This window comes from Clostridium aciditolerans (genome assembly GCF_016316925.1).
Lineage (GTDB): Bacteria > Bacillota > Clostridia > Clostridiales > Clostridiaceae > Clostridium_AM > Clostridium_AM aciditolerans.
Map to the genome: position 1 here is coordinate 1 of NZ_JAEEGB010000051.1, position 17,353 is coordinate 17,353.

The 17,353-nt window shown below is 28.9% G+C and carries 18 protein-coding genes; 5 read left to right on the top strand and 13 right to left on the bottom strand.

What is annotated here, in order from left to right:
- Positions 1-97 precede the first annotated feature (97 nt).
- The 4 genes from cas8a1 to I6U51_RS23795 form a co-directional block, all read right to left on the bottom strand.
- Positions 98-1,846: a type I-B CRISPR-associated protein Cas8b1/Cst1 gene (cas8a1, locus tag I6U51_RS23780; RefSeq protein WP_211145041.1), complete on the bottom strand. Its 1,749-nt coding sequence runs from the start codon at positions 1,844-1,846 to the stop codon at positions 98-100.
- Positions 1,847-1,862: 16 nt separating this feature from the next.
- Positions 1,863-2,591: a CRISPR-associated endoribonuclease Cas6 gene (gene cas6 / locus I6U51_RS23785; RefSeq protein ID WP_246517672.1), complete on the bottom strand. Its 729-nt coding sequence runs from the start codon at positions 2,589-2,591 to the stop codon at positions 1,863-1,865.
- 299 nt (positions 2,592-2,890) lie between these two features.
- Positions 2,891-3,832 carry a helix-turn-helix transcriptional regulator gene (locus I6U51_RS23790; protein ID WP_211145042.1) on the bottom strand — a complete coding sequence of 314 codons (942 nt, stop codon included), beginning with the start codon at positions 3,830-3,832 and terminating at the stop codon, positions 2,891-2,893.
- Between the two features lie 250 nt (positions 3,833-4,082).
- A complete protein-coding gene (locus I6U51_RS23795; protein ID WP_211145043.1) occupies positions 4,083-4,946 on the bottom strand; it encodes a YitT family protein in 864 nt (287 codons plus the stop codon).
- Between the two features lie 159 nt (positions 4,947-5,105).
- Here I6U51_RS23795 and I6U51_RS23800 point away from each other — a divergent pair, with 159 nt between their 5' ends.
- Both I6U51_RS23800 and I6U51_RS23805 read left to right on the top strand, forming a co-directional pair.
- The gene (locus tag I6U51_RS23800; protein ID WP_211145044.1) at positions 5,106-6,005 is read left to right on the top strand and encodes an AraC family transcriptional regulator; all 900 of its coding nucleotides are present in this window, start codon (positions 5,106-5,108) and stop codon (positions 6,003-6,005) included.
- A 189-nt stretch (positions 6,006-6,194) separates the two neighbouring features.
- Positions 6,195-6,404, top strand: a complete 210-nt coding sequence (locus tag I6U51_RS23805) for a hypothetical protein (protein WP_211145045.1) — start codon at positions 6,195-6,197, stop codon at positions 6,402-6,404.
- A gap of 898 nt (positions 6,405-7,302) precedes the next feature.
- On the opposite strand, the gene I6U51_RS23810 is transcribed toward I6U51_RS23805, so the two are convergent.
- The 4 genes from I6U51_RS23810 to I6U51_RS23825 all read right to left on the bottom strand — a co-directional run bounded on the left by I6U51_RS23810 (position 7,303) and on the right by I6U51_RS23825 (position 9,243).
- Positions 7,303-7,914 (bottom strand): YitT family protein, encoded by a 612-nt coding sequence (locus I6U51_RS23810; RefSeq protein ID WP_211145046.1) that lies wholly within the window; start codon positions 7,912-7,914, stop codon positions 7,303-7,305.
- A gap of 111 nt (positions 7,915-8,025) precedes the next feature.
- A complete protein-coding gene (locus I6U51_RS23815; RefSeq protein ID WP_343069864.1) occupies positions 8,026-8,136 on the bottom strand; it encodes a YvrJ family protein in 111 nt (36 codons plus the stop codon).
- A 132-nt stretch (positions 8,137-8,268) separates the two neighbouring features.
- Positions 8,269-8,853, bottom strand: a complete 585-nt coding sequence (gene clpP, locus I6U51_RS23820; RefSeq protein ID WP_211145047.1) for an ATP-dependent Clp endopeptidase proteolytic subunit ClpP — start codon at positions 8,851-8,853, stop codon at positions 8,269-8,271.
- 36 nt (positions 8,854-8,889) lie between these two features.
- Positions 8,890-9,243 (bottom strand): helix-turn-helix transcriptional regulator, encoded by a 354-nt coding sequence (locus I6U51_RS23825; RefSeq protein WP_211145048.1) that lies wholly within the window; start codon positions 9,241-9,243, stop codon positions 8,890-8,892.
- A 253-nt stretch (positions 9,244-9,496) separates the two neighbouring features.
- Between I6U51_RS23825 and I6U51_RS23830 the strand changes: the two genes are divergently transcribed.
- Both I6U51_RS23830 and I6U51_RS23835 read left to right on the top strand, forming a co-directional pair.
- Complete coding sequence (locus I6U51_RS23830; protein ID WP_211145049.1) at positions 9,497-11,170, top strand: methyl-accepting chemotaxis protein; 1,674 nt, start codon at positions 9,497-9,499, stop codon at positions 11,168-11,170.
- A 155-nt stretch (positions 11,171-11,325) separates the two neighbouring features.
- A complete protein-coding gene (locus I6U51_RS23835) occupies positions 11,326-12,303 on the top strand; it encodes a TRM11 family SAM-dependent methyltransferase (RefSeq protein ID WP_211145050.1) in 978 nt (325 codons plus the stop codon).
- Positions 12,304-12,468: 165 nt separating this feature from the next.
- Here the strand turns inward: I6U51_RS23835 and I6U51_RS23840 are convergent, their stop codons facing one another.
- From I6U51_RS23840 to I6U51_RS23850, 3 genes are all read right to left on the bottom strand, one after another.
- Positions 12,469-13,326, bottom strand: a complete 858-nt coding sequence (locus I6U51_RS23840) for an AraC family transcriptional regulator (RefSeq protein ID WP_211145051.1) — start codon at positions 13,324-13,326, stop codon at positions 12,469-12,471.
- Positions 13,327-13,526: 200 nt separating this feature from the next.
- Positions 13,527-13,838: a hypothetical protein gene (locus I6U51_RS23845; RefSeq protein WP_211145052.1), complete on the bottom strand. Its 312-nt coding sequence runs from the start codon at positions 13,836-13,838 to the stop codon at positions 13,527-13,529.
- Positions 13,839-14,127: 289 nt separating this feature from the next.
- Positions 14,128-14,412 (bottom strand): hypothetical protein, encoded by a 285-nt coding sequence (locus I6U51_RS23850; RefSeq protein ID WP_211145053.1) that lies wholly within the window; start codon positions 14,410-14,412, stop codon positions 14,128-14,130.
- Positions 14,413-14,727: 315 nt separating this feature from the next.
- Here I6U51_RS23850 and I6U51_RS23855 point away from each other — a divergent pair, with 315 nt between their 5' ends.
- Positions 14,728-15,330, top strand: coding sequence for a hypothetical protein (locus I6U51_RS23855; protein ID WP_211145054.1), 603 nt, complete (start codon positions 14,728-14,730; stop codon positions 15,328-15,330).
- 350 nt (positions 15,331-15,680) lie between these two features.
- On the opposite strand, the gene I6U51_RS23860 is transcribed toward I6U51_RS23855, so the two are convergent.
- Entirely contained in the window at positions 15,681-16,049 is a 369-nt protein-coding gene (locus I6U51_RS23860) for a DUF7668 domain-containing protein (protein ID WP_211145055.1), read from the bottom strand.
- Between the two features lie 224 nt (positions 16,050-16,273).
- On the bottom strand, positions 16,274-16,972 hold the full coding sequence (locus I6U51_RS23865) for a CAP domain-containing protein (protein WP_211145056.1): 699 nt from the start codon (positions 16,970-16,972) through the stop codon (positions 16,274-16,276).
- Positions 16,973-17,353: the final 381 nt, after the last annotated feature.

Below are 17,353 nucleotides of genomic sequence, written 5' to 3' on the forward strand. Positions count from 1 at the left end.
ATATAACCGTACTTGTCAATACTATACCGATAAAAAATAGACTACCGTAATAGTCTATTCTGCAAGTTCTTATATACTTGTCCTTCATACCATTTATTTACACCACAACTAAATTAGAAGAGCCAAAAAAAATAGCAGGTATTTCTTTTTGGGCACTTATATGAACTCTTATTAAGGTATCCATAAATTCATTTTTGTTGTTTGCCTTTGCTGAATTTAATAGTCTATATGCAATAGAAGATATTTTATTTTCAGCATTACTTTCCTTAAAGTACTCATTTAATTCCTGTCCTCTTGCATAAATAACATAAAGTCTTTTAGCGTCCTGCTCGTTCTTGTTTTCCACAGTTTTACCTTCCATATTTTCATACCCTCCTCTAAAATTACTTAAGGTATTCCTAATAATAACGCCATTAAAACAATCATAAGCATAATTGTTATTTTTCTTTATACAATCTCTAAGCTTTTTATCAATTATAAATTTTATATCTTTTCCTGAAAGTATATTATCTATTAGCTCAGACTTGAATAGTTCATCTTTTACTGCTGATATGCTCTTAGATGATTTTGCAAAATACAAAGCAACATACTTAGGCATATTAAAATAATTCATTTTACTCTTTTTAGAACTATAATCTGCATTAAATTCCACAAATAAAATATTTTGAAGCTGCCATGCACTCTTTTGTTGTAATTCTTCTACAATATCTATAATAAATTCTTTATATGGATTTTCTTTATCCTTTTTGCCTTCTAAATTGTTATTATACTTGCATAACTCATCAAAATTCGTATCCATATTTACAAAAGCAAAGTAATGTTTATTTTCAATATCTACATCTTTACCCATATAGTTTTTGTATATATCTATGCACCCTGCAGGTGTACAAAACAAAACTAACTTACATAGATTGCATATAGGATATTCCGTATTAAACTCCCAAAACATATTTTTAGAGTTATCTGCACTTACTGCAAGTGGTGTAAAACTTCCTTCTGCATAAGTTCCTCCAAAACTTTTATTATTACAGCATAGTGAACAGGTATGATACTCATTACCATCTATAAAGTTCCTAATTTCGTCTGCATTCTTTTTCTTCTTTATAAAGTTTTTTTCTATAGTTTTGTATACTTTCTCAATATCCTTTGACAAGACTGTTTTTAGAGCTTCCTTTATGTTTAAAAATACCTCTTCTGCATTACCTTGTATGTTTTCATTTAAATTTATTTCTTCTAATATCGGTTTAATGTAGTCTTTAAACATAATATCTTTTTGTTCTTGTAGACTTTTATTAGTACTTACAACGTTCAAAAAACTAACCTGACCAAAAAAGCTGCTTGATAGTATAAATTTAAACATGTTTAATGTAAGTTTTTTATTTATATTCTCTTTGGATAAAACATTTAAAAAATCTTCTATACATTTTTCTACTTCGTTTAAATTGTCATACTTTTTTACTTTGGACAATGTTTTATATATTTCATCGCTTTTCATAAAAGCTTCTTCATCATATTTTTTAATTTTATCGTTTATTTTTTTGATTGTATCTTTTATAACTTTAAGAGCACTTTCAAATTTTTCCTCTTTTTTACTTATAATAAACCATTGGTGCAGCTGTTTAGAAGTTCTTTCATGCACATCATATCTATTAAAAAAGTAATTAAAATAGTATTCGTGAAAGTTTTCTAAAAGGGTATTTTCGAATTCTAAGAAATTCTCTTCAGAATTATAATTGTAATCATTAAGCTTTATCAAATCATCTTCTTCAGCTTTTTTAAGTATTCTATTAAATCCGACTAATCCCATGTTATAGAACCATTCACTAAGTTCCAATTTAATTTTCACACTCCATCACCTCCCATTAAAAGACTTCTATCATTCCTAGTCCTTCATTTCTTCTGAAACCTATACCAAGCATGTACAAATCTCTTAAATCTTCTATGTCCCCACACAGTTTAAATACTCCATTATATGCATTTAGATACATAATATCTTTGTTGGTCTTATCTTTAAAATCAGTTATATCCATCTTAACAACTCTTCTTTTCATATCTACTTTTGTAAAATGAATATCTTTTTTTAGACCATATCCTCTATACTGTTTTAATACAATATCTGAAATATAGTTAAGTTCTTTTTCAAAGTCTTCATAATCAGGTTCTAATGAGTTATTATTTTTATCTTTAATGTATATTGGGGATAGTGTTTTGAAATTTACTTCTTCCTCTGTTATTTGCTTTTCTCTTATAAGCTTTATACTTTGTTTATATAAAGTATAATTTTTATAATTAAACTCTTTAGCATTTAGAAGAGCATTGTATAAATTAATCCCACATTCATAATCTGGTGTTGAAATGTTTAATGTAATCTTATCCTTAACTGTAAAAATTCCATCTTGAAGCTCATAGTCTTTTACATAGATAGAAAAGGTAAAATTCTTTGTCCTTTTGCTCTTTTTGTCTTCATAAATATATAATTTTCTAAAATATTCCTCATTTGTTTTCTTTAATGATTCTTTTAATAATGAACAGATCATCATTCCGTTTGCTTGCGGAAACCTTGATGTTTTAAAATCTACGCTTATTCTCAATATTTGTCACCTCCTAAATTTAATTATAAATGGTAATGTGGACCTATATATGTAAGAACAAAAATTTTACCAATTTTAATTTACTTTTATAAGTAAAATTATCTATTTTATTTATATTTTTACAATTGACTCCATTTAATTTTATCATAAAATTGTATTTATGAGAATTTAATGTCACTTAAGCACTCTATATTATAAAATATAATAAATCTTTTCTTTTTTTCGTAAAGAAAAAAAGATGCCATTGTTAAGTGACATCTCTTCGAATGATTTCTTCAGATTTTTGCATTAGAAACAATCTAATAATATTTAATTAATTTTTCAGCCTCTTTTTTTACTTCTTCTTTTAACTCTTGAGGTTCTATTACTTTTACCTTACTTCCCATACTTAATATCCAGCTAACAATTTCTGTTTTTCCTGACATAACTGCCTCGAATATTATAGATTCATCCTTATTCCAAGTAATCTTTTGATTTGTAACCCATACCTTCTCACTTACAATATAGGACATAGGTTTGTAAATCAAAAGCTTAACATTCATCATGCCATCTCTATATATTCCAAAGTTATCCTTCATATATTTCTTCAAAGAAAAATCTTTTTCAAAGACAAACTTATCGCTTAAAACTTCATATCCTTTAATTCTAGATATTTTAAAATCTAAAATTTCTTTTCTGTTCTCACAATAAGCTACAGTATATAATGAGTTTTTATAACTTATTACCGCATATGGGTGTATGATTCTAATTTTTTCTCCTGAGCTTAAAGAAAAATATTTAATTCTTATTTTACTTCTAGTTATTATTGAGTAGTTAATATCTAACCCTTTTTTTCTTTCATTGTCACTATTTATTTCAGGAGTAGACTTAACAAAATACTGGATTTGATTTTCTTCTGTTTTGTATTCTTTTTTAAGAGAGTTAAGTTTATCTATTAAAAAACTTAGTTCGTTATAGTATATAAATCCAGCATCTTTTAGCTGCGTATTTGCAAGGTTTAACGCAAACAACTCATCTTCACTTATATCTAAATTCATTAAATGGTCAAATCCTTTAATGACATAGCCTCCATCTATACCTCTTAAGGATTCAATGTGCACTCCAGCCATCTCCAAGTCATCCCTATATTTTCTTATCTGTCTTTCATCTACTTCTAATACCTCTGATAACTCTTTAGCTTTCATTTTTCCACGACTTTTTAGAAGTATTATCATCTTTAGGATATTTGAGAATTTACTCATTATTTCACCGCCTATTATACCGCTCTAATTGGTTATATTTCACATTATAATTAAACAGTATCACACTTTTTTAGGCAATACTATAAAAAATATAAATGCAAATGGGCATATATTGTATGATATGATTCTCTTTAACTAATTCTAAACTACCAACAAATAAAAAATCCCCGACAACAATTACATTGATTATTGTCGAGGATATGATTGTTAGAGACGAAGCACTGTATATAAAATTCACTATTATCAATATCTATCTGTATATTTTACCTATAGTAAAGCCATGACCTTTAACCTCATTAACTCGGTTAATAATCATAAAAGCTTTTGGATCAACAGAAAGAATAAGATTATTTAACTTAGGCAATTCACGATTTGAAACTACAGTTAGTACAACTAGATTTTCATTGTGACAATAGCCTGTCTCAGCATGCAATAATGTAGAGCTCCTATCTATATGCTGAATAATCATTTGGTTAATTTCATTATACTTTTCACTTATGATTTTTACTTGAGTACGAGACTGTCCAAGTAGCAGTACTTTATCTAGAACAACAGTATAGATCATCACTAACAAAATCCCATACAGTACTTGCTCTTTATTAGCAAAAAGCATTTGTGCCAGCAAAATAGTAAAATCAAATCCATACATTACTACAGCAACAGGAAAACCAAACTTTTTATTTAATACTAGTGGTGGTACATCCATACCTCCAGTAGACGCACCTGCTTTAATTACCATTCCGATACTAACTCCAATCATTATTCCAGCATAAATTGCAGAAAGTAGATTATCGGAAGTCATATGCTTCAAAAAAGAGATTTTCTGAAAAATACTAAAAATTAATGGATAGTAGAAAGTACTAATTAGTGTAGTCAATGCAAAAGTTCTACCAAGTATTAATGCGCCTAAAATAAACATAAGTATATTGAAAACTGTAACAAAGACTGTAATAGGAATACCGAGCTTATGATAAAATACTAAGGATAATCCTGTAGATCCTCCAGTAATAAATCCATTTGGAATAATAAACATAGTAACTGCCAAAGCATAAATAGTGTTTCCTAGCAAAATCAGTGCTATATTTTTTAAAAATGCTGCATATTTCTTAAACATGTATACTTCCTTTCTTTGCAATTATTTTGAACAAGTTATAAATCCATTGCAAACATATTGATTAATTTAAATAGATCTGTAATAATTTTATTATTATTTTCAATATATAACAATTAATATATTATCAAAAATTAAAACTATATTAGCGAGATGATAAAAATGCAGACATTAAAAATAGTAGTAGATGACAATTTACAGGAGACAACAAAACATGGTTCTTATGATTTTCCAATAGCAATTTATACGAATAAATTTAATCTGTTTGAAGATGGGTATATCAAGTGGCATTGGCACAAAGAACTACAGTTTTCCTATTGTCTTTATGATAAGGTAACTTTTTTCATTGAAAATCAAAAAATCACCTTAGAAGCTGGGGAAGGAATTATGGTGAATTCAAATGTACTTCATCAAATTAAGCCATATAATAATAATTGTCTGGTGTTTTCCATTGACCTAGACCCAGCCTTAATTGGAGGTAATACGCATTCGCTTATCAAAAAGAAATATTTGAATCCAATCCTTGAAAGCAGCAATTTAAAATTTATCTGTTTAAAGCCCGATGTTCAGTGGCAGAAAATCATATTAAAATATATGAAAAAAGTCTTTTCCTTGTGGAATGAAAAACCCTATGGATATGAACTAGAAATAAAAAATTACCTAGGTATTCTTTGGTTAAATATAATCAGAGCGGTGAAAGAAGAAATTAAAGATTCTGTATCAGCAGTTTCCCACGATAAAGAACGTGTAAAGCTAGCATTACAGTATATACACGAACATTATGCGGAGAATATTTCATTAAATAATATTGCAATGTCAGCAAATATAAGTAAAAGTGAATGCTGTCGTAGTTTTAAGAGGATTTTAAGAGTAACACCTTTTGAATATTTAATGGAATATAGAGCTTTAAAGGCATCAGAACTACTTTTAAAAAGTAAAAAATCTATTTCTATCATTGCTTTTGATGTAGGTTTTAATGGAATAAGTTATTTTGGAAAAGTATTTAAAAAATATATGAATTGTACACCTTCTGAATATAGAAATAAACATAGTGTAAAATAGTCTAGATGCCTCCTTGGATATATATTTTTATTAATAGGAATTACTTATATCTATAAACAGAGTTCTTGGCATCAGATGGAGTTTTAATTCCACCTGATGCTTAGAAATCGTTATCCAGGGGCGTAGCCGCTCTTTACTCCCACTTTGGGAAGGGGGAGTATTAGAGCGGGTAGTCATCGGATAAAAATAGTGAGAATAAAAAATAATAAAGTTGATTGTATATTTATCTTAAAAATGGGTAAAATAATAATATTGGAAGTTGATATATATAACCGTACAAGGAAAACAAAGATAAAAGACGTAATAGATGTACTAGCAGAAACTAAAGCAGCAGTAGAATTTTGGATTGTCTGCAAGTGCAAGAATCGTGAGCAGGTGCGAGGAATAAAATATATATAAACGAAAAATATAAAGGTATTAAGTTATAAATAAATAGTACAATTAGTATCATAGTTTAAATAGATGGTATAAAGTAAGTAAAATCAATAACTTAAGAAGCATAAAGATATCCAATTCGTTGGATATCTTTTTTGATATGTTTTTAGATATAGTTGATAGAATTATGTCTTATTGTTTTTCTTAAAATTAACTCTCATATGAAATAAAATTAATCATAAATTCTGCTTACATTATTTTTTACAACCATTTTATAAACAAAAAAAGTGCATACAAGATCATTTCTTGCATGCACTTTTTAAATAATTATTGGAGGGCTTTTTTATTATGCCCATCATTAACACTTTTTATATAATCTGTGTTTATATTTTTCTAATAACAATAAAAACCACCAATTAGTTAAATGACACTAATTGGTGGTTAAGCAGATCCTAACTCATCAGAAAAATTATTTGGTCTTACTTGAATTTCTATCACCTATTCTTTTTAAACTTCCCGGCTAAATGACACATGTTAAAGATTTTAAACCTTTTTAATATCAACTAATTAACTTTAACAATCTTAATACAGACATACCGTTTATTTGCACTAACTATATTCTACACATTAACACTTTTTAGGCGCTTGTACCATAAGTTAAACCAAACTTACTATACGCTGCTGCCACTGTAAGCCTCATACTATAGAGATATACCTTAGCCAAATATTCGCAACTCCGACTGACAGACAGACAGACATTTTAAACAATTTACTTATACACTTACTAAATACCTGATTCACTACTTCTTTAATGAGTTAGAATCTACTAGAAGAAGTTTTAACTTTCTTCTTGAATATATTATATCATTTATTTTTTCACAATTCAACATATTATCTGAAAATTCTAATTTGTAATTATTTTCTAACGTGTTACTTTTTTCCATGAAGCTGAATTCAACAAAAACTTAAATCCATTATTAAATAATACTTTTAGTATACCTGAGTATAGGATAGTAAAAACTAGTCCCTTAATTATTGATTCGTACCCCAGTGCTAATAATCCGAAAAGTAATATTATGATATTTATAACTCTCAATGCTGAAGCTATATTTACCTTAGGATTTCTCTTATTAATTATCAAGGCTATAACATCAAAGCCTGCTGTAGAAGCATTTGAAGATACACATAAATAATATCCTACTGCTACTAAAACAGCGGAAATAATTATTGCCAATACTATATTTATATTAATTGTAAATTTTAATGAATAGAATAAATAGAAGAAGGACATGTAACATATGCTGCTAAATATAGTTTTAATAAAATACTCTTTTCCTAAGAAAATAAAACAGCTAATCACTAATGCAATTGTAAGTATGTTAGCTACTGTTGTCACACTTGCCCCTATTAAAGAATGTACTATTAAAGCAGAACTTGTTACCCCTCCATTTATTATTTCCATTGGTACAGTAAAAAAAGCATAAGAAAATGTTATTAAGATATTGCCTAAAATTATTTTTATTACATCTTTCACAGTATATACCTTCTTTACAATTTATTTCATACACCTTTATTCTATCATACTTTACGCTTAAAGTTATATATACAAAAAAATACATGCAGGAAAAATATCCCGCATGTATTTTTAAGAATTCTTTATAGCATTAGATAGATTATTTATGCTGACCGTCAACACTTCAAGCTTCGCCTCTAACCTGACAAGTAGATACACAGATATAGCTATAGGAAAGCCCACATTTCAAATCATTACTCAGTGTCCTCACCTTCTCCATACAGTAACTTATATAGGCAAACTAACCAGAAAGTTAACTTATGCAAAGGGATATGTTTCCAAAGCTGAAGTAGATTTAAAAACTTTATGTCAGTCTTATTTTAAAAGAACTTTGTCTATTATTCCGTAGTTTTTAGCTTCATCTGCAGACATGTAAAAGTCCCTTTCCATATCTCTTTCTATTATTTCAATTGGCTGACCTGTTTTTTCACTGTATATTTTATTCAACTTGCCCTTAGTTCTAAGAAGCCACTCTGTGTGAATCTTTATATCTGTGGCCTGCCCTTGAAAACCTCCATAAACTGATGGCTGATGTATTAAAATTTCACTATTAGGAAGAGCATATCTCTTTCCTGGAGCACCTGCAGCCAGCAAAAATGAGCCCATACTTGCAGCCACACCCAAACATATTGTGGATACATCCGGTTTTATATATTGCATTGTATCGTATATCGCCATTCCAGCAGTAACAGAGCCTCCTGGGCTATTTATATAAAAACTAATATCCATATCAGGACTTACCGATTCAAGAAAAAGCATCTGTGCCACAATAACACTTGCACTCTCATTAGTCACTTCACCATTTAACATAATTATTCTATCCTTAAGTAATCTTGAATAGATATCGTAAGAACGTTCTCCTAAATTTGATTGCTCAACAACTACCGGTACATAACTCATTAAAATCACCTCTTAAAGTTTTATTTTACATAGATATTAGGCAGCCATAGAAGGCTGAATTGCATTCATCCTATTTCTTCTAAATTGTCTTGGAGGCATCCCATAAAGTTTCTTAAAAGCCTTTGTAAAAGCTTCCTGAGAGCTAAACTGATATTTTAATGCTATATCCACAATTTTATCTTCTGTGCAGATCAGCTCATTGGCTGCTTTCATAAGTCTTCTCTTTCTTATATATTCACCTACAGGCTCACCAACGACAGTATGAAAAACCTTGTGAAAATAGTACTTCGATAGAAATACCTTATCTGCAAGTTCTTTAAGCTCTATTTTTTTATCTAGATTATGTTCGATGTATTCAATAGATTTCTTAATACAAGCATCATAATTCATTTTAGTATACCTACCTCATTTAGTCTTTTTTCTATATTATATCTTAGCTCTTTGTGTAAATCCTGTCTTTTTTTGCTCATATATGATAGATAGATTTCTATAAAAATTTACTAAATGCATTAATTATTTTCCTGATTTATGTTATATTATAAATGGGTTTTATGCTACTATATTAAAAAAAGTTAAGGAATACAGAACTTAATAAGCTAGCATATCACCAAAGTATCACATTATATAAGGAGGGAAAGCACTAATGAAAAACAAAATAATATTGTCGCTTGCCACTATATTCTTTGTCGTATTCTTAGTATCAGGTACGGCTCTTTCTTATGTACTAAGCTTGCTTATAAAGAGCACTGCTGATAGTGGAACCTTATCTATATTTAGTCCCAGTATTATATTAGCCGTTATAGGAACTGCTGTTGCTTGCACTATTATAGCTGCAATAATGCTATCAATATACATGAATAATATATTTACGAATATTGATGTATTTAAAGAAAAACTTTCAAGTATAGCAGATGGACAACTTTCAATTAGAATAAAGGAAGATGGAGTTTTAAAGGCAATTGCTGTAGATATTAATAAAGTTATAAATAATACTAAAAGAGTATTGTGCGAAGTTGGTGAAGTATCTGACAAAAATAGAGGCCTTGCATTAACAATTAAGGACAATTCAGAAAGCACAGAGAAAGCTTCAAATGAGATAGCAAATTCAGTTCAGTCTATTGCAGAAGGAACAAATCAGCAATCACATGCTGCTATTTTATCAGACGAGAATGTAAAAAAAATGGCTGAGAATAATAATATAATTATGGAACAAGCAGAGAAAACTAAAGTTGTTGCCGGTGAAATGATAGAAATTGTAAAATCAAATGATGAACTCTTCGGCAATTTAATCAGTAACATAAAAAATACTGGCGATATGACAACGAAACTTGCTGCAAATGTTTATCAACTTCAAACAGAAGCAGATAAAATTAAAAACATTACTAATGTTGTAACCGAAATCAGTGAGAGAACTAATTTACTTGCTCTTAATGCAGCAATTGAAGCTGCTCGTGCAGGTGAACAAGGAAGGGGCTTCTCAGTTGTAGCTGATGAAGTTAGAAAGCTTGCAGAACAATCTTCTGACTCCGCTGGTGAAATAAAAAAATTAATTGAAAACATTACATTAACAATTGAAAATATTACATCAGAAACAAACAATCAAGTGAAAGAGATAGATAAAGATATAAAATTTGCAGATGAATCAAAAAAATCTTTTTCTAAAATTGTAGAATCAACACAATCTACCTTTGATGCAATAAAGCAAATTAATGAACTGTCAGTAAACTCTATGGAAATAACCTCTACTGTAACTAAGTTAGTTGAAGAAATAGCTTGCTCAACACAGGAAGCTGGAGCATTTACCGAGGAAGTTTCCGCTGCTTGTGAAGAACAGCTTGGCTCAATGCAAGAGATGAACAGACTTGTTGAAAAAATGAATACTACAGCGGACGATATTGATAAAACCTTAAACTCCTTTATTAAAAATATTAGTGTTGGTGAAAAAGAAAAGGTTTTAATAAATGAAGGATTAAAAATACTTAAAGGTTTAAATCAAGATATTAATAAACAAAACATAAATATTGAAAATGCTTCAAACTTCTTTAGAGAGAAGGCTAAAATTTATCCACAATTTGAACTAGTATCAATCATTAATAAAGAAGGCATAATGATATCTGCAAATGTTGACACTAATATAGGCAATGATTTTACGTATAGGCCTTATTTTAAAATAGCTCTAGAGGGAAAAGAATATCATACTGAACCTTATATTTCTAATACAACTTTTAATTATTGCATTACAATTTCACAACCTTTTAAGGATTCAAGTGGAAACATAACTGGAGTAATCATGGCAGATATTTGTATAGAAAATTAATGTTCTTTTATTGACTTTATAACTATTCTATATTAAATTGAACTTATAATATTATAAATAATTGTTTAGTAATAGATTAAGCATATTAAGTAATATTTGTGATTATTGCTTAATATGCTTTTTATTTTCTGAACCCAGAAAAAGAGGGTGAGCTTATGTTAGAATTGATACCTGAAGGTGTTAAACCAAAAGTAAATATTAATGGCAAAATTAAACCGCATTTTTATGTAATCAATTTTGCTGCAGATGAAGAGTCTTTATGCAAAATGGAAATGAAGTGTGTTTTTAATAAGGTTCCAAAACAAAAACACTTCTTCTCCTATCATTATGTTGATCCATCTAGAAGTCCCTTTATAAAACACTGTATCTCTATAATGTATACTGGTAACAGTCTAGAGGATATAATTAATCAACTTCTTATAGATAAAGTTTCTCTTGAAAAGTTTAAAGTTTCTTATATAAATTACGGTGATGAAACCTTAGGTCATAAAGAACGACGTAAAATTGAATATGAAATTGGACAAAATATAAATGGTGAAGCTGAATTGAAAAACCCAGAGCTGCTTTTAGGTATAACAAAAGTTAATGAAAAATGGATATTAGGTGAATATAAAAGAAATGAACCGGAATGGATAATTCATAACAGAAAGCCTTATTCATACTCTAATGCGATTACTTCGAGAGCTGCAAGAGCACTAGTAAATATTGCTGTATGTAACGATTTAAAGTGTACAGTAGTAGATCCCTGCTGCGGTATTGGAACAGTTGTTATGGAAGCTCTTTCACTTGGAATTAATATTAAAGGTTTTGAATTAAATCCTTTAATTGCTGAAAATGCAAAGACAAATCTTAAATATTTCGACTACAACGACGTAATTACCAATGGTAATATGCATGATATAGAGGACAAGTTCCAGGTATCAATTGTAGATATTCCTTATGGTCTATTTTCTCCCACTACACTTAAAGAGCAAGTAGATATTATGAAAACTGCTCGCAGAATATCCGATAAGATGGTTATTATTACATTTGAAAATATGGATAATCATATTCTGTCGTCTGGTTTTAATATTGTTGATAGATGCCATATTTCTAAAGGTAAGTTTAAGAGATATATAGCTATATGTGAGTAACCTTTAAAGGAATCTTGCGCATTAAAAATATATAGACAGATATTTAGCATATAAATCAAAGCCTATATCATGCTTTACATAGTAATTGAAGATATAGGCTAATCTTTTTTGTTGCTGCTGATAACTTGGAATTTGATGAACTCCGAATTATGCTCTTTTACGTAGTTATTTCTTCTTAACAGGAATCCAAATTTCGCTGTAGTAGTTTTCATCTTGATTACCTTGCGGATAATCAGCCGTATTGGTGTACATTTCAATATTGTAACCTGCTGCAATTTCATAATCCTTGCAATTAGGCAGCCATTCTGAGAAGATTATTCTGTTTCCATCTTGCAGAGATTTCGGCATTGCACCCTTGCAAGCAAAAACAGCCCACGTGTGTTTAGGAATAATCTTTGTAACAAAGCCATTAGGTATTTCTATAGACGGATTATAATTGTCTGCAATCAAATATTCAAACTCATCTGAACCCATGCTCTCATCTATGCATACTCCATACATTCCGCATACAAACTTCTCTTTTCCTGTTTGATAATGCTCTGTCCAAAGCTGTGGAATTTCTGTAGTTGCACTATCATATTTAAACACCTTTGATACGCCCATGACAGTAAACGAATCTTTTTCAACAATTTTGTAATCCATAATATAACCGCCTTCCAATGAAAATTTGATTTTCAGCGGAGCAAAGGATTTAATCATTGCTCCATCCTTTCGAACAGCAGTAGGTGTGACACCATGAAATCGAGTAAAAGCTTTTGTGAAACTATCCGGTGAGGCGTAGCCATATTTCAGTGCAATATCAATGATTTTTTCATCATTGGAAACAAGCTCACTGCCGGCAAGGGTAAGCCTGCGTTGTCTGATGTACTCTCCGACCGTAAAACCACAAAGCATTGCAAAGCCTTTTTGGAAATAGAAGGTTGACATAAATGCTTTTTTTGCAATATTATCTATTGCTATTTCTTCAGTGATGTTCTCCTCAATATAGTTGATAGCTTCACCGATTCCTTCAATCCACCCCATAATCATCACCCCTGTCTGTACATATATCTTATCTCTTTTCAAGCGGTTGTTCCCGACTTTTTGTGTTATGTTTTGTCATAAATTACAACTGTGATTCAACCATATGAAATGCGATATACAGTACCTCAAAATTTAAACTTGAATAATACGGTATTCAGGTAAATTGTTCATCTTTTCAGAAGTATTTTTTATCATTATATTTAACCCCCACCAGTTCCAGACGGATTAATATACCAATATTTTAATTTACCAAAATACTGATATTTACTATCAACGTCATATGAATCTGGACCAATAGCAGGATTTCTACAAATGTACATAGTGCCATATTGTGAGTCCGGAATTGCTCTTTCAGAAATTTCTGTTTTAAATGCCTTTACAAAATAACCTTGAAAGAACAAGTCAGTTCTTATAACTCTTTCAACTGTTGAATGAGTAAAAATATCAAATCCAATATTAAATACTATAAAAACAATAGATATTACTATAATTACAGTACCCTTCTTTTTCAATTTTTAATTACCCCCATATGTAAATTAATTATTCATACATCTTAGAAAATGGAACATATTCATCAAATAAAAGTATATCTACTCTGTAAATCATATTTTTCCTCATTTTTCTTCACAATACAAGACAGACTATCATTTAAATTCTATAGGATTATGGTTAACAAACGATATATGAATAATGTGAAGTAGCTAATAGACTTTCTTAGTCCTATTAATCATACTTCTAATTATTTATGAGATATTTAAACTAATAAATTAAGTTATATTTTAAGAACATTAAGAAATAACTCTATTTGTTCAAACTATTTTTTAATCTTGAAAAAACCCCTGCACGGATTACAGTTATAATATCTATGATAGCAATTATAGATGTTGAGATCATCATAATTAATGAATTTAATTCTAAATAACTAAGTAGCAATAAAAATGTTAAGTTTAAACCAATAACTATATTATTGTATTCAATCTGTCTTTCTTTCAAACCTTTGCTAAAAGTAAATTTATTAATTTTATACTTACTATATGTACTTATACTTAACTTTATTAGCCCCATTACAACTATAAAGTTAATCATAAATAATAAAATTCTAGACATCTTTATCTCCACTCCAATCTAATAAGTGTAAATTTTTATAGTTACAACTTGATATCTTACGATTCTAACTATATCATACCTTTATGTTATATGTAACCATTTATGTAAAATAAGGTGATTTTCAACACCGCATTATTCAATTTTCAAAGATCATTTTTCATTCTTCCAATTTCGATAGTTACGTCGTAGCTAATACTTCTATATTTTTATTTTTTAACACGTAATTTCATAATTATGAAGGAATTACAAAATTTATGTAGAAAATAGTAATTATACATGTTGGAGTGACATTAAGTGCTTAATATTGATGATTTAATTTTTTGTTTTGTAAAAGTATTTTTAGGAATAGGTGCTCTAGGTGTATCAACCTCAGCATTATTAATAATTACAAAAAATCCAAATACAATCTTTAAAACTATAACTAAGATATCGATATTATCTCTATCTTTGGGGATTATTGGTTCTATCATTCTTTTAACAGGAGTATTTAATGGTATATCCTCAACTACGTCAATACCAAAGACAGGTATTTCAAAAAATGTTCCTCCTGGAACTGCTGTAGCATCTAAAGATAAGCAACTTGAACGAAAAGATCAATCGATAACCGTTAACTCAAATATAAAAGAACTTACTTTAAATATATGGGATTTTGCAGCAGTTGATGGTGATTATGTTCAGGTATTTCACAATGATAAAGAGTTATCACAACCATTTATGCTAACAAGTGATTATAAAATTTTTAGAGTGCCAGCTGAAGGTAAAATAGAAATAAAGGGCATAAAGGATGGCGGTGGCGGTATAACATATGCACTGTATGTAGATGAGACAAAAGAGACTTATTTTAACGATGCACCTAAAGGTGGTTTTAATACTTATACTGTGACTAAGAAGAAATAAGTAAACTAACTCAATTATCTTCATGAATACGATATCAAAATAAGACTAATAAATTTGTAGCTGAATTACTAATTAATGAAAAGGATATAGACAAGAATTCACCAGAAAATATGAGTATTGACCAAGTAGTTTCTTTCTTTGGAGTGCCTAGGGAATTAGTAGAATGTAAATTTAGAAAAAAAATAGCTCAAACATAAGTTTGAGTATTTTTACTGTTTTTTTCTGTAATGTCCAATAATAGTGTAATTATCAAATTAGCTACTTTTTAATGACTAATCTGTTGTCGCCGGATTAAATAAAAATACTGTAAACTTATTAGAATAACATAAGTATTCTCGAAATACTCCAAATTACATTGCATGTAAATCATATAAATAAACTCTCATATCCTCTTGATTATAATACTCTATATAACATTCAAGAGTTAAATTACTCTTTTTACCATTTATCCAAAAATCAAAAGTTACATTAAACTCCCTTAAAGCACTTTTTGGGGTATCAATTTCTATAATTTCAATACTATTAAATTCGTCTATTGAGGGCATAGTAACTGTACCTTCTTCTTCCCAAAACTCCCAGTATTCATGAAGGGCTCTAATAAAATCTTCAATTTGTTTATCATCAGATAAATATCTTCTTTTTAATGTTTCATAGCCTTTAAATACAAATAATTTATAGATGTTTATGATTTCCTGCTTAATTGTATCTTTTAATTCCATAACATTTTCACTCCTACTGCATTTCAATTTAAGTATTTTTTAGTAACTTACAAAATAAGGGGTTTAACACCGAAAATAGAATTGATTTCAGTGTTAAACCCTATTTTTACATCAATTATCGAAAGTCTTAATATAAATTTTTCATAGATTTTGGCTTTTGAAACAGCACCTTTTTAAATATTATCTAATTCTATATTACAAACCACTAATAGTATTAAATGTAGTTATTTAGTAGGTGTTATAAACATCTGAACCCAATATGGAGTTCCATTTTTATCTTTAGCAACTCCAACTCCAATTTCTGTAAAGTTAGAATTTAATATGTTTGCTCTATGACCTGAAGAATTCATCCATCCATTCATTACTTCATCAGGAGTTTTCTGACCATATGCAATATTTTCACCTGCTGCCGTATAGTTGATACCAAATTTTTTCATCATATCAAAAGGTGAACCATAAGTAGGTGAGGTATGGCTGAAATAGTTTTTATCAATCATATCTTGAGCTTTGACTGTTGCTACTTTAGATAATTCAGCATTAGCCTTAAGTGGAGCTAGTCCATTTTTACTTCTCTCTACATTAACTAATCTGATTACTTCACTTGCTTCCTGACTTACAGTAGAAGCTTGTCCATTATTTTGTGTTGGTTGCGTAGGTGTAGTATTTGGTTTTGTACTAGTTGTAGGCTGGGTAGCCTTTGTCGACGAATTAGTAGTAGTTGTTGTTGTAGTTGGTTTTTCTAAAGTAACAACTGTCCAGTTTTTAAATTGAGGATATTTATTTAAAATGTCTTTCAACCAAATTTGTTGAGTTACTGAAGTAGTACAATTAGTTTCAGCTGCTTTTGCCATAGTAGGTATAGTAGTTGTTATACTTCCTGCGATAACTAGTGTTGCAATTATTGATTTAACACTTTTATTCATAAAGTAAAACCTCCTAAAATTTTTTGTTTTCCAAGAAATTATATTAAAGTCCTTTGAGAGAAACACTTAATATAAGTTCATGTTCAGTTTTTTGCTATATTTAAAAAACTTATTTTAGAGTATAAATAATAAATATGAACATAATGCCTCTATTTTGTAAATGAACTAAAAACATTGAAAAAAATTACCAGAAAATTGTGGTAACATAGTGCCATATTTCCATAAAAATTAATTATTCTTGTTTCAATATATTTAAAATAATATAGCTGTCTCGCCCTAGAAATTACTTTCTATTTTGAAACAGCTCCATTTTTATTAAGACACTCTACATTGCAAAAACTTTACTCTTCGATAAATTTTACCAGTTCTTTATTAAATTTA

Coding starts and splice junctions, on each gene's coding strand:
- I6U51_RS23800 (WP_211145044.1), top strand. CDS start 5,106: ATGCAGACATTAAAAATAGTAGTAGATGACAATTTACAGGAGACAACA.
- I6U51_RS23835 (WP_211145050.1), top strand. CDS start 11,326: ATGTTAGAATTGATACCTGAAGGTGTTAAACCAAAAGTAAATATTAAT.
- I6U51_RS23865 (WP_211145056.1), bottom strand. CDS start 16,972: ATGAATAAAAGTGTTAAATCAATAATTGCAACACTAGTTATCGCAGGA.
- I6U51_RS23850 (WP_211145053.1), bottom strand. CDS start 14,412: ATGATTAACTTTATAGTTGTAATGGGGCTAATAAAGTTAAGTATAAGT.
- I6U51_RS23825 (WP_211145048.1), bottom strand. CDS start 9,243: ATGAATTATGATGCTTGTATTAAGAAATCTATTGAATACATCGAACAT.
- I6U51_RS23840 (WP_211145051.1), bottom strand. CDS start 13,326: ATGGGGTGGATTGAAGGAATCGGTGAAGCTATCAACTATATTGAGGAG.
- I6U51_RS23860 (WP_211145055.1), bottom strand. CDS start 16,049: ATGGAATTAAAAGATACAATTAAGCAGGAAATCATAAACATCTATAAA.
- I6U51_RS23790 (WP_211145042.1), bottom strand. CDS start 3,832: ATGAGTAAATTCTCAAATATCCTAAAGATGATAATACTTCTAAAAAGT.
- clpP (WP_211145047.1), bottom strand. CDS start 8,853: ATGAGTTATGTACCGGTAGTTGTTGAGCAATCAAATTTAGGAGAACGT.
- I6U51_RS23830 (WP_211145049.1), top strand. CDS start 9,497: ATGAAAAACAAAATAATATTGTCGCTTGCCACTATATTCTTTGTCGTA.
- I6U51_RS23795 (WP_211145043.1), bottom strand. CDS start 4,946: ATGTTTAAGAAATATGCAGCATTTTTAAAAAATATAGCACTGATTTTG.